Origin of the sequence: Mycobacterium sp. 1164966.3 (assembly GCF_001665395.1) — a bacterium.
GTDB lineage: Bacteria > Actinomycetota > Actinomycetes > Mycobacteriales > Mycobacteriaceae > Mycobacterium.
Window position 1 is genome coordinate 1 of sequence record NZ_LZSG01000018.1, and the last position, 12680, is coordinate 12680.

Annotated in this window: 9 protein-coding genes; 7 read left to right on the top strand and 2 right to left on the bottom strand. The window is 65.0% G+C overall.

The features are described from left to right. Positions 1 to 145: 145 nt before the first annotated feature. Entirely contained in the window at positions 146 to 1579 is a 1434-nt protein-coding gene (locus tag A9W99_RS05990; protein ID WP_067374820.1) for a flotillin family protein, read from the bottom strand. Positions 1580 to 2067: 488 nt separating this feature from the next. Between A9W99_RS05990 and A9W99_RS05995 the strand changes: the two genes are divergently transcribed. The 6 genes from A9W99_RS05995 to A9W99_RS06020 all read left to right on the top strand — a co-directional run bounded on the left by A9W99_RS05995 (position 2068) and on the right by A9W99_RS06020 (position 10943). After that, on the top strand, positions 2068 to 3078 hold the full coding sequence (locus A9W99_RS05995) for an ABC transporter ATP-binding protein (protein ID WP_067374822.1): 1011 nt from the start codon (positions 2068 to 2070) through the stop codon (positions 3076 to 3078). Between the two features lie 86 nt (positions 3079 to 3164). After that, positions 3165 to 4433 (top strand): serine hydrolase domain-containing protein, encoded by a 1269-nt coding sequence (locus tag A9W99_RS06000; RefSeq protein ID WP_067374824.1) that lies wholly within the window; start codon positions 3165 to 3167, stop codon positions 4431 to 4433. Positions 4434 to 4504: 71 nt separating this feature from the next. Further along, entirely contained in the window at positions 4505 to 5314 is an 810-nt protein-coding gene (locus tag A9W99_RS06005; protein WP_067374827.1) for a DUF3060 domain-containing protein, read from the top strand. A gap of 157 nt (positions 5315 to 5471) precedes the next feature. Then, a complete protein-coding gene (locus A9W99_RS06010; RefSeq protein WP_067374939.1) occupies positions 5472 to 8723 on the top strand; it encodes a LuxR C-terminal-related transcriptional regulator in 3252 nt (1083 codons plus the stop codon). Between the two features lie 160 nt (positions 8724 to 8883). Then, positions 8884 to 9720, top strand: a complete 837-nt coding sequence (locus tag A9W99_RS06015; RefSeq protein WP_067374941.1) for a mycofactocin-coupled SDR family oxidoreductase — start codon at positions 8884 to 8886, stop codon at positions 9718 to 9720. Positions 9721 to 9731: 11 nt separating this feature from the next. After that, complete coding sequence (locus A9W99_RS06020; RefSeq protein ID WP_067374829.1) at positions 9732 to 10943, top strand: cytochrome P450; 1212 nt, start codon at positions 9732 to 9734, stop codon at positions 10941 to 10943. Positions 10944 to 11060: 117 nt separating this feature from the next. On the opposite strand, the gene A9W99_RS06025 is transcribed toward A9W99_RS06020, so the two are convergent. After that, positions 11061 to 11669 carry a TetR/AcrR family transcriptional regulator gene (locus A9W99_RS06025; protein WP_067374831.1) on the bottom strand — a complete coding sequence of 203 codons (609 nt, stop codon included), beginning with the start codon at positions 11667 to 11669 and terminating at the stop codon, positions 11061 to 11063. A gap of 214 nt (positions 11670 to 11883) precedes the next feature. Between A9W99_RS06025 and A9W99_RS06030 the strand changes: the two genes are divergently transcribed. Next, positions 11884 to 12588 (top strand): SDR family NAD(P)-dependent oxidoreductase, encoded by a 705-nt coding sequence (locus A9W99_RS06030; RefSeq protein ID WP_067374835.1) that lies wholly within the window; start codon positions 11884 to 11886, stop codon positions 12586 to 12588. Positions 12589 to 12680 lie beyond the last annotated feature (92 nt).

Consider the following 12680-nt stretch of genomic DNA (forward strand, 5'->3'; position numbering starts at 1 on the left):
CCCCGCGCCCCCCCCCCCCCCCCCCCCGCGCCCCCCCCCACCCCCCCGTTGCGCCCCCCCCGCTGGGCCCCCCCCCCCCCCCCGCCCCCCGGCCCCCCCCCCGGGGGGGGGGGGGCCCCCCCCCCCCCCCCCCCCGGCTCGCCCGTCACGAGTTCGCCACGCCGTCCTTCTTCAGCACCTTGTCGACTTCCTCGACCGCCGTGAACGCCTGTGAGATGTCTAGGCCGTTGGCCTTCCCGTTGTCGCTGCCGTCCTGCGGCTTGGTCGCGAACATGTTGGTGACCATCTGGTAGATCGGGCCCAGCGCACCGACCAGTTCGGCCAGCCCCGCACCCCCGTTGAGGATGTTGAGGTTGGCATGCTGCAGCCCCAGACCCTGGGCCAACTCGCGGGCGATGGCAGGCATGACCTCGACCCGCTTCGCCTCGATCTGCGCATTGTTGTTGGCGGCCAGCGCCTCGGCCTTTTTCAGCGCACCGGCGGCCTCGGCCAGTTCGTAGGCTTGCTTTGCGACGGCTTCAGCCTCACCCTCGGCCCGTCGGGCAGCGGCTTTGGCTTCACCCTCGGCGCGGGTGGCCTCAGCTTTGAACGCTGCGGCATCACGTTGGGCCTCGGCCTCGACTTTCACCTTTGCCGCAGCAGCCTGGGCCTGCTTCACCTCGCGAGTCGCGGCGGCTTCGGCCTCGAACCCGGCCCGGTTGGCGGCGGCTTCGGCCGCACTGGTCTGGGCGTCTGCCTCGATGCGCAGCCGTCGGGCCTGCGCCTCGGCGGGCTTGATCTGCTCGGCGATCAGCTCACGCTCACGTAGCGCCGCGTTGGTGTCGGCGACCGCTTGGCGGCGCTCCAGCACCTGCCGCTCCACGTCGGCCTCCGCCAATTGGCCGGCGGCGGCCGCCTCGGCGTTGGCCTTGTCGACTTCGGCCTTGATCGCGGCCTGCTTGAGTTGGGTCTCGCGGATCTGGTCGTTCTTCTTGCGCTCGGCTTCTTGTCGGGCCTGGGCCGATTCTTGATCGGCGCGAGCAGCGGCAATGGCAGCTTCCTTGGCCGCCTCGGCAAGGTGAGGGGCCGCAAGGTTGTCCAGGTAGCCGGAGCCGGCGTCGTCGAAGTGCTCGATCTGCAGCGAGTCCACCGTGAGACCGAGCTTGCTCATCTCGAATTGGGACTGCTTGAGAATCTCCTCGGCCAGCGCGTCGCGGTTGCGGTGGATGTCGACCACTTTCATGGCCCCGACGATGGAGCGCAGGTGCCCGGCGAAGATGTTGCGGGTCATGTCCTCCATCTCGCCCTTTCGCTGCTCACCGAGAAATCGTTGAGCAGCGGCGTTGACGGCGGGAATGTCGGACTGAACCTTGAAAGCCACGACCGCCTTGAGGTTGAGCAGAATTCCCTCGGTACTGCGGCACGTCTCCTCGATCTCCACCTTGTGCAGGTCCAGGCCCAGAAAGCGCACCTTGCGGAAGCCCGGCAGTACCCATGCGCCGTGCCCGATCACCACCTTGAACTGCGCGCCTTCGGTCTTTTGCTTGCCGCCCGAAATCAGCATGGCCTGATCGGGGTTCGGCACTCGGTAACCGAGCATTTGTTGTTCTCCTTATCTATTGGATTTTTCGTAGCCCGTTCGCCAAAGGCGTTTGGTCGCCAGTGACGAAGTGGTTTAGGTGTTGTCGGCGCACGCACCGGTGATCGGAAGGGAATCTGGGCTAGCGGAAGACGGGGTTCGGGCGGTACCCGTCGTCAACCCCAAACCGCAGCCGCGACGCCACCCGCCGGCCAATGGTCCGCTTCAGCGTCTGGGTGGTGTTCAACTGAGTTCCCTTCGCGGGAGGGGTGCATCCCGATGCAGTCGGTCGCGGCGGCCGACAACGCTCATTCTGCGCTGAAAATCTTGCAAATTCCTTGCGTTTTTTCGCGATCGGCATGACGTCGCGTGCGCTTCGACCCCCGACGATTCCGGGCTGTCGGTCAAGAGATCCGCCTCAGCGCGATTGCGAATCAGTTAAGCGGTTATCCCAGACCTATAGCCTTTCGGGGCTGCAGCCGCACGCACGACCAACTAGGGGAGCACAAGTGGGCATTGGAATAGAAGTAGCAGGCCTGACCAAATCCTTCGGCCCTACCCGCGTCTGGGAAAACGTCACCATGAACATCCCGGCGGGCGAGGTGAGCGGACTCATAGGCCCGTCGGGGACCGGCAAGTCGGTGTTCTTGAAGTCATTGATCGGGCTGTTGCGCCCAGAACGCGGCAGCATCATCGTCGACGGAGTCGACATCATCGAGGCGTCAGCCAAAGAGCTGTACGAAATCCGCAGGCTGTTCGGAGTCATGTTCCAGGACGGTGCGCTGTTCGGCTCGATGACGCTGTACGACAACACCGCCTTCCCGCTGCGCGAGCACACCAAGAAGAAGGAAAGCGAAATCCGCGACATTGTCATGGAGAAGCTCGCGCTGGTGGGCTTGCAGGGCGACGAAAAGAAGTACCCGGGGGAGATCTCCGGTGGTATGAAGAAGCGCGCCGGGCTGGCCCGCTCACTGGTGCTCGACCCGCAGATCATCCTGTGCGACGAGCCTGACTCCGGCTTGGACCCGGTACGCACCGCCTACCTGTGCCAGCTGCTCATCGACATCAACGCGCAGATCGACGCCACGATCCTGATCGTGACGCACAACATCAACGTCGCGCGCACCGTTCCGGACAACATCGGCATGCTGTTCCGCAAGCACCTGGTGATGTTCGGTCCTCGCGAAGTGCTGCTGACCAGCGACGAACCAGTTGTCGGGCAGTTCCTCAACGGCCGCCGGATCGGCCCGATCGGTATGTCGGAGGAAAAGGACGAGGCGACGATGGCCGAAGAGCAGGCCATGGTGGATGCCGGTCAGCACGCCGGTGGTGTCGAGGACATCGAGGGCGTGCCACCGCAGGTCGTCGCAACGCCGGGGATGCCGGTGCGCAAGGCCGTCGAGCGTAGGAGGGCCCGGGTGCGCCAGATCCTGCACTCACTGCCCCCGGAGGCGCAAGAAGCCATCCGCGCCGACCTCGAGGGCTCCGAGACGGCATCGGCGGGTTCAGGCGGCCGCTGACTGGTGTGTTGCCGGGCGCGGAGAATGCGCTTATCCATGACTGATAATATGGTTCTCATGTCTCTGCGTCGCTACAGCATCATGCCATGACACGACAATCGCTTCTTAATGCCGGAAACGGCTTGCCGAAGCACGTGCAGGGTGCGGCTGACCCGCGGTTCTCCTGCGCCGTCCAAACCTTCGCCAAGCTGTTCTGCGATCCCCGGTTCGGCGGCGGGTCGCTGTCGGTGTACGTCGAGGGCGAACCCGTCGTCGACGTGTGGACAGGCTGGTCCGATCGGCACGGCGAGGTGCCCTGGACGGCGGACACCGGGGCCATGGTCTTCTCCGCAAGCAAGGGCGTGGCCGCGACGGTCCTGCACAGGCTCGTGGATCGGGGGTTGCTGTCTTATGACGAGCCGGTGGCACGGTATTGGCCGGAGTTCGGTGCCAACGGCAAGGCGGACATCACCGTCCGCGACATGCTTCGTCACCGGGCTGGGCTGTCGCACCTGCAGCGGGTCACCAGGGACGAGCTGTTGGATCACCGCTCGATGGAGCAGCGGATCGCGGCCGCGCCCGTCGATCGCTACGCCGGACGCGCTGCGTATCACGCGTTCACCTACGGCTGGCTGGTCTCCGGTCTGGCCCGGGCCATCACCGGTATGGGCATGCGCGAGTTGTTCCGTCGCGAGATTGCAGAACCACTCGACACCGACGGTCTGCACCTCGGGCGGCCACCGAAGGATGCGCCAACCAAAGTCGCGCAGATCATGTTTCCGCAAAACACCCGGGCCAACCCGCTTATCGATCGCTTGGCGCCGAGGCTTGCCGAGGCGCCGATAGCCGGTGGCTTGGGCGCAATGTACGTCCCGGGCATCACCTCGCTGGTGCAGGGCGACATCCCCTTCCTCGACAGCGAGATCCCCTCGGTGAATGCGGTGGTGACCGCCCGCGCGCTGGCGAAGATGTACGGGGCCCTGGCCAACGGGGGGCGAATCGACGGAACTCAGTTCCTGTCTTCGGAATTGGCGGACGGCCTGCTGGGCAAGATCAGTCTGCGGCCCGACCTCAACCTGGTGTTTCCCATGTCATTTCATCTCGGCTACCACGGGTCACCGGTGCCCGGGCTGTTGCGTGGATACGGCCATGCCGGTCTGGGCGGGACTATCGGATGGGCCGATCCGGCCACCAAGAGCTCTTTCGCGTTCGTGCACAATCGGCTTGTCACACCGATCGTCGTCGACATGGCCCTCTTTTCACTGCTTATCCTGCCGCTGCGACGCGCCGTCACGGCCGTCTCCAGGAGCGGCTTCGACGTTGTGCCGCGGTTCGGTTCGTCCTATCGCGAAGCGGGAGCGCAAGCCCTGGGGTGAGCCGGCTCATCTCCGTCGCGAAGCCGCCGAGATAGACGCGCGCTTCGGCTTGCTGTGGGACCATGTCGCGAATGAAGGACGACGACCCCGAGAAACGGATCCGCGAGCTGGAAAGCGGGTTCGGCGGCCCGATGCCGCCCACCGGTGGTCCGTTTTACGACGCCGGCTTCACGTCACCGCCGCGCCGGACTGGATTGCGCTGGCCAGTGCTTGCTTTCTTCGTCCTGGCGATTCTGGTGCCGATCGCGACGGCAGTTGTCTGGGGGATCACTTCGGTGCGCAATACGACCGCCAACCTCAACCGCGGCGGAGCGACCAGCGACGTCCCGATCACCCTCGAGCACGGCGCCACCTTCAGCCTCGGCGGCAACGGAGCCAACGACACGATCGCCTGCAACGACGGGAACCTGACGCTGAATGCCAATAACAGCACCGTCAACGTCACCGGCCACTGCGTCAGCCTCCAGTTGCGCGGCTTCGACACTCACGTGAACGTCGACAACGCCGACCGCATCGAGGTATCCGGCTATGGCAACGCGGTCACCGAAAACGCGTGCAATGACGGCAAGCTGAGTTTCGCGGGCTACGGCAACACGTTCACCACTCGCGGGCACTGTGCCAGCCTGACGCTCTCCGCCTACGGCAATCGGGTGCAGGCCGACAGCATCGACGGCATCGCAATCACCAATTACGGCAGCCGGGTTGCCGTCACCGGTCGCTGCGGCAGCTTGACGGTTTCGTTGTATGACAATCAGGTGCAGTGCGACAGCGTCGACACCGTCGAGTTTGCGGGTTACAGCTACAACAACACGGTGACCTACCACACCGGCTCGCCGAAGGTCACCAAGTCCGGCCGCAACAACAACGTGAATCAGCGTTGACTTTGACGCGCTCGCGGTCGGAAATCTCCGCCCCCGATCGACGAGGATCTCCGCGTATCCGCTGATGTTTTGCCGCCCGCGGCGACGCATGCTGGCTAACATGAGCCAGATCGATCGACGCGCGGACCTGTCGCCGGTGGACTGGAGCGAAGTTGACGTGAGCGGCCTTTTGCCTACGGGCACGGTCACGTTGCTGCTGGCCGATGTCGAAGGCTCGACGCGGCTGTGGGAAACCCAGCCCGACGAGATGACCGCAGCCATCGCCCGTTTGAACGAGACCGTGTCGCAGATCATCGCCAGGCATGACGGGGTGCGACCGGTCGAGCAGGGCGAGGGCGACAGCTTCGTGGTGGCGTTCACCCGTGCCTCGGATGCGGTAGCCGCCGCGCTGGAGCTGCAGCGCGCCCCGTTGGCGCCGATCCGGCTGCGCATCGGCGTCCATTCCGGCGAGATACAGCTGCGCGACGAAGGCAACTACGTCGGGCCGACGATCAACCGCACAGCGCGGCTGCGCGATCTGGGACACGGCGGCCAGACCTTATTATCCGGTGCGACAGAGCAATTGGTGGTCGACCGACTTCCGGCCGGCGCATGGCTGATCGATCTGGGCACTCATCCGCTGCGTGATCTGCCTCGTCCCGAACGGGTGATGCAGCTGTGTCATCCCGATCTGGTCAATGAGTTTCCGCCGCTGCGCGACCCCAAAGCCGTTGTTTCCCAGCGTCTTCCGGTTCAGCTAACGAGTTTTGTCGGCCGCGACTCGCAGCTGACCGAGGTACAGGAACTGTTGGCCCACAACCGACTGGTCACACTGACCGGCGCCGGCGGGGTGGGCAAGACCCGGCTCGCGGTGCAGATCGCCACGCAACTGGCCGGCGAGTTCGCTGACGGCGTCTGGTACGTCGACCTGGCACCGGTTACCGATCCCGACGTCGTGCCGATCGCGGTGGCGCGTGCGCTGGGTCTGCCTGACCAGCCGGGCCGCTCGACGATGGACACGATCCTGCGGTTCGTTGCCGACCGGCAGATGCTGGTGGTCCTGGACAATTGCGAGCATCTCTTGGATGCGAGCGCGGAGCTGATCATGGCTCTGCTTGGTGCCGACGGCTTGACCTTGTTGGCGACGAGCCGCGAACCGATCGGCGTGGCCGGCGAGGTCGGCTGGCGGGTGCCGTCGCTGTCGCTGGCCGACGAAGCCGTCGAACTGTTCACCGACCGTGCCCGACGCGCCCGGCCGGATTTTGCAGTCACCGACGACAATGCCGCGGCGGTCGCTGAAATCTGCCGGCGGCTGGACGGATTGCCGCTGGCGATCGAACTCGCCGCGGCGCGGGTGCGCGCGTTGTCGCTGACCGAGATCGTCGACACCTTGCACGACCGCTTCCGGTTGCTGACCGGTGGGGCGCGCACGGCGGTCCGCCGTCAGCAGACGTTGCGTGCGTCGGTCGATTGGTCACACGCGTTGTTGACCGCTTCCGAACGCGTGCTGTTTCGTCGTCTGGCGGTATTTCTCGGCGGGTTCGACCTCGAAGCCGCCCAAGCCGTTTCGGGCTCTAGTGACGTCGAGCGCTACCAGGTGCTCGATCAGCTCAGCCTGCTGGTCGACAAGTCGCTGGTCGTCGCGGACGACAGCGGGGACCGAACCCGTTACCGGCTGCTGGAGACGGTGCGCCAGTACGCGCTGGAAAAGCTCAGCGAGCCCGGCGAGGCGGATGCTGTGCGCTCTCGGCACCGTGACTTCTACATTTCGGTGGCGGCCGCGGTCGACGCGCCGGCAGGTAGCGACTATGAGCGGCATGTCGAGCGTGCCGAAATGGAATTCGACAATCTGCGAGCTGCGTTTGACTGGTGCCGAGAAAACTCCGACATCGAGCTGGCGTTGACGCTGGCGTCGTCGCTTCTGCCGCTGTGGTTCGCTCGGGGTCGCGTCCTGGAAGGGTTCGCATGGTTTGCCGCGGTCCTCACCGATGACGTTGCACAGGATCCCGACCTGCCGGCAGCGGTCCTCGCCCGAGCGTTATCCGACAAAGCGTTGCTCGACTCCGGGATCGGCGCTCCGAACGTGAATCAGGCGCAACAAGCCCTGGCAGTTGCACGCGACATTGGGGACGCGGCCGTGCTGGTGAGAGCACTGACCGCCTGTGGCCTGACCGCTGCCCACAACGCTGAACTGCCAGGGCAGTACTTCGCCGAAGCGATCGAACTCGCGCGCCACTCGGACGACAAATGGTTGCTCAGTCAAATCCTGGGCTGGCGGGCGCACGCGGCGTTGCTTTTCGGTGACTCCATCCCTGCGCGCGTGGCCGCCGAGGAGGGACGCGATCTCGCTGCATCAATCGGTGACGCGTTCAACTCGCGTCACTGCCGTACCTGCCTCGGTCTGGCACAAATGCTCGAAAGCGATATCGCTGGAGCGCTCACGCAATTCCGCGCGGTGGCCGCCGAGGCTGCGGCCGCCCATGACGGGATTCTTGCCTGGGGGAACCTTGCGCACCAAGCCACCGCATTGGCTTGGCGAGGTGACGGAGAGGCGGCCCTAGCCGCAGCTGAGGTGAGCCTCGAGTCAGGGACTGAATTTGGCCCTCTCGTCTCAAGCATTTGTTACTCCGCGTTGGGATTTGCGGCCCTGGCGGCGGGCGATGTCGGGACCGCGCTGGAGGCCACCGCGGCGGCCTGGCAGCACGCGCGGGTGCTTCCGGCGTATGCCGCGCACCCGCGGCCCCTCATTGCGCAGGCCATCTTGGCCAGTGGAGATCCGGTCGCTGCCAGAGGCTGGGCCGACGACGCGGTCGAGTCGGCACCGAGTCGGATCCCGTTGATGCTTTCACTGGTGACGCGCGCCCGCGTGGCAATGGCGCAAAATGAGCCAGAGCAGGCTGAGCGCGACGTCCATGAGGCTTTGGCGACCCTCCCGGAAGGCTTTCCCTATGTGGGCATTGCCGACATCCTCGAATGCGCGGCCACCTTGGCCGAGCGCAGTGGCAGCCATCGGGAAGCGGGACGACTCTTCGGTGCAGCGGCCGCTCTGCGGCAACGCATGGACATCGGGCGGCTCAAGGTTTGGGAAGCTGACTATGACGAGTCTGTCGCTGCGCTGCGAAATGCGATGGGCGATGCGGACTTTGAAGCGGCCTGGGCCGAGGGAGCCGCGCTGTCCACCGAGGAGGCAGTTGCCTATGCTCGGCGTGGTCGTGGCGAACGCAAACGCCCAACCAGCGGCTGGGAATCCCTCACACCGACCGAACGCGACGTGGTGCGCCTGGTCAGCGAGGGACTTGGCAACGGCGACATCGCCACCCGGCTTTTCGTCTCGCCGCGCACGGTGCAGTCCCACCTCACGCACGTGTACTCGAAGCTGGGCCTGACGTCGCGAGTGCAGCTGGTGCGGGAAGCCTCCCGCCACGCCTGACGGCCTGGCGAGCAGACGCAAAATTGCCCATTTCGGCACGAAAATGGGCGACTTTGCGTCTGCTCGCGCTAACTATCTTGACGACCTCGCCGGCGTGCTGCTAGACATGGCCAAGCCACACATTTGGGCGATCGCCCAAAACTCGAGCACTGGAGGTCGCATGCCGGGCCGGATAGAGGGCAAGGTCGCGTTCGTGACCGGTGCTGCGCGCGGGCAGGGCAGGAGTCACGCGGTCCGGCTTGCGCAGGAGGGCGCCGACATCATCGCCGTCGACATCTGCCGGGGATTCGACGCTTCGCCCGCAGAGGGCGCGACGCCGGAAGACCTGGCCGTCACCGCGGGAATGGTCAAGGACGCGGGCGGCCGCGTCGTCACCGCCGAAGTCGACGTCCGTGATTCTCCCGCCCTGCAGGCAGCCGTCGACAGCGGTGTCGAACAGCTTGGCCGACTTGACGTTATCGTGGCGAACGCCGGCATCGGTACCGCCGCCGGAAAGCTGCACAAGACCGACGAGGCGCTCTGGCAGGAGATGATCGACGTCAATCTGACTGGGGTTTGGAAGACCGTGAAAGCCGGCGTCCCGCACATCCTGGCGGGGAATCGCGGCGGATCGATCGTGCTGACCTCGTCGGTCGCCGGAGCCAAGGCGTATTCGCACATGGGCCATTATGTGGCCGCAAAGCATGGCGTAATCGGCCTGATGCGTTCTTTCGCAGTCGAATTGGGCCACCGTATGATCAGGGTCAACGCCGTTCTGCCGACTCACGTGAACACGCCGTTGTTGATGAACGAGCAGACCTACCGCGGCTTTCGTCCCGAGTTGGACAACCCCGGCCCCGACGATCTCGCGCCGGTGTGCCAGACCTTTCACTACCTGCCGATTCCGTGGGTGACCGCTGAAGACATCAGCAACGCGGTGTTGTTTCTGGCGTCCGACGAAGCGCGGTACATCACCGGCGTCGCGCTGCCAGTGGATGCCGGCAGTTGTCTGAAGTAAAGGAAGCATCGATGACATTGAACGACACCGCAAACGACACGGACGTCTACTACGACCCCTACGACACCGACATCATCGCCGACCCGTACCCCGTCTACGGGCGACTACGCGAAGAGGCGCCGATCTATTACAACGAGCGCTACGACTTCTGGGCGATATCAAGGCATTCCGACGTCGAGCAGGCATTGGCCAACTGGCAGGTCTTTTCCAATCGTCGCAGCGACATCCTCGAGCTGATCAAGTCGAAGTTCGACATGCCCGGTGGCGTGATGATGTTCCAGGATCCGCCCGAACACACGACGCTGCGCGGGTTGATGTCGCGGGTGTTCACGCCGCGCCGGATGGCCGCGATCGAGGACCAGATCCGTGCCTACTGCATCCGGTGCCTGGATCCGCTGGTCGGCTCCGACAGCTTCGACATCATCGCCGAGCTGGCATCGATGATGCCGATGCGGGTGATCGGGATGCTGTTGGGAATACCTGAGTCAGAACAGATTTCGGTGCGCGACGCCAATGACGCCAACCTGCGCACCAAGCCCGGCGCGCCGCTCAAGGTAGCCGACGCGGACTCCATTGCCGACGGCCGGATCTACGCCGACTACGTCGAATGGCGGTCCAAGAACCCGTCCGACGACCTGATGACGCAGTTGCTCAACGTCGAATTCGAAGACGACCAGGGTGTACACCGCAAGCTGACCCGCAAGGAGGTGCTGCACTACACCCAAGTGGTGGCCGGTGCGGGCAACGAGACGACGGGCCGGCTGATCGGCTGGTTGGCGAAGGTGCTCGCCGAGCATCCCGATCAGCGGCGCGAAATCTATCAGGATCGGTCGCTGCTGAATCGCGCCGTGGACGAGACGCTGCGGTTCGAGCCCACCGGACCTCATGTCGCGCGTTGGATGGCAAAGGATTTCGAGTGCTACGGCAGGACCGTTCCCGCGGGTAGCGCCATGCTGTTGCTCTTCGGCGCCGCCAATCGGGATCCTCGCCGCTACACAGATCCAGACACGTTCAACATCCACCGCGACAACATCTCGCACATCACCTTCGGCAAGGGCGTGCACTACTGCCTGGGCGCTAACCTGGCCCGCCTGGAAGGGCGCGTGGCACTCGACGAAATGCTCAACCGGTGGCCCGAGTGGGGGATCGATTACGACACCGCGAAACTGGCGCCGACGTCCACGGTCCGCGGCTGGGAGCGGCTGCGGGTCGTGCTGCCCTGAAATGAACTCGCTGGACATGCGCGCCGAGCGTGCTCTGAGGGCGACTCTTCGGCCAAATTATCGCCCTCAGAACACGTTCGGCGAAATGCCGAACGATCTGCGAGCGGAAGCTAAGGCTCAGTCCGAGCTGCGGCGCGCTTTGGGAGTCGGCATTTCGAATCGGTCGAGGAAGCGGCGCACCAGCGTGACGGCCTCGTCGTGGCCTCTCGACGTGCCCAACCCTTCCTCCAGGATGAGCGTGCGGCCGATCGCGGCGATGACGACCGCCAAGCCCGCCGGCGGGAATTCGGTTGCATCCAAACCATGTTCGCGAACGATGAAGTTCAGCGCGGTGATCTGCATTTCGCGCCAGCGCTCGGACCAGGCCGCGATCTCTGCGCGAATCTCCTTGCGGTGGTTGGCCAGACCCATGAACTCCAGCAACAGCCGGGTGTCCTTCGCTTCGGTAAGAGTGTCCCAGAACGCGTGCAGTGGACGGTCCGACGCGAACGCTTCTCGCTGGCGCTCGAGGTAGACCGCGGCACCGCGCCGGAAAACGGCCAGATACAACTCGTCCATCGTCGGGAAGTAGTAGTGCACCAGAGCCGGTTTGACACCGGCTTTGGCCGCGACTCGGCGCGAGGTCGCCGCGGCGTAACCCTCCTCGACCATGATCTGGCTCGTCGCGTCGACCAGCATGTCGCGCGCGCTCGAGTCGCGCGCCTTCGGCCGTTGGGAAGCCGTCATGCCGTCAGATTTCCGGCTCGACATAGACGACCGTCGAGTAAAGCATGTTCAGTTCCCCTCGGCCGTTGAGCGATCGCCCAAATAGGGCAGCCTCATGCTTCCATCTCCCGTGGTAGTGGTCAAGGCTGGGTAGGCGCCCTTGACCACCATCGACACCGGGTGATAGGCATGTGAAGCCAATCGGTTGGGCGATCGCTCAGGAAGGCGGCGTTGGGTGAAGACGGCTGTCGTGACGGGTGGCGCGTCGGGAATCGGGCGTGCGGTCGCAGAACGGCTGCGCGACGACGGTTTTCGGGTGGCCGTCATCGACCTGTCACCCACCGACGACGGGTTCGGCCATGTCGCCGACGTGACCGACCCGGCACAGGTCGACGCCACGATGTCGGCGGTCCGCGCGGAACTCGGCCCAATCCTGGTGCTGGTCAACGCGGCCGGGATGGAAGGCTTCAAGAAGTTCACCCACCTGTCGTTCGACGAGTGGTCCAGGGTGATCGACGTGAACCTGAACGGCGTCTTCCACACCATTCAAGCGGTGCTGCCGGACATGGTCGAGGCGGGATGGGGACGCATCGTCAACATCTCGTCGTCCAGCACCCATTCCGGCCAGCCGTACATGGCCCACTACGTGGCGGCGAAATCCGCGGTCAACGGCCTGACCAAGTCACTGGCGCTCGAATACGGCCCGTGCGGGATCACGGTCAATGCGGTGCCACCGGGATTTGTCGACACGCCGATGCTGCGCAGCGCCGAGCGGCGACAACTGCTCGGCGGAACCGTGGAGGACCACATCAAGCGCACCCCGGTGCGGCGGGTGGGCCGGCCCGAGGATATCGCCGCCGCATGCGCGTTCTTCATATCCGAAGAAGCGGGCTATATCACCGGTCAAATTTTAGGCGTAAACGGCGGCCGCAACACCTGAGCGGAAAAGTGCGCCAATCACTTTCGGGGCTGCGAACCACGCCGTGCTGCCCAACACGTTTAGGGCACCGGCCGGCCGGGGTATCTTGTGCC

What these genes read in the sequence shown, in the direction of transcription:
- A9W99_RS05990 (WP_067374820.1), bottom strand. Translation starts at nt 1,579, where the DNA reads ATGCTCGGTTACCGAGTGCCGAACCCCGATCAGGCCATGCTGATTTCG.
- A9W99_RS06000 (WP_067374824.1), top strand. Translation starts at nt 3,165, where the DNA reads ATGACACGACAATCGCTTCTTAATGCCGGAAACGGCTTGCCGAAGCAC.
- A9W99_RS06005 (WP_067374827.1), top strand. Translation starts at nt 4,505, where the DNA reads ATGAAGGACGACGACCCCGAGAAACGGATCCGCGAGCTGGAAAGCGGG.
- A9W99_RS06015 (WP_067374941.1), top strand. Translation starts at nt 8,884, where the DNA reads ATGCCGGGCCGGATAGAGGGCAAGGTCGCGTTCGTGACCGGTGCTGCG.
- A9W99_RS06020 (WP_067374829.1), top strand. Translation starts at nt 9,732, where the DNA reads ATGACATTGAACGACACCGCAAACGACACGGACGTCTACTACGACCCC.
- A9W99_RS06025 (WP_067374831.1), bottom strand. Translation starts at nt 11,669, where the DNA reads ATGACGGCTTCCCAACGGCCGAAGGCGCGCGACTCGAGCGCGCGCGAC.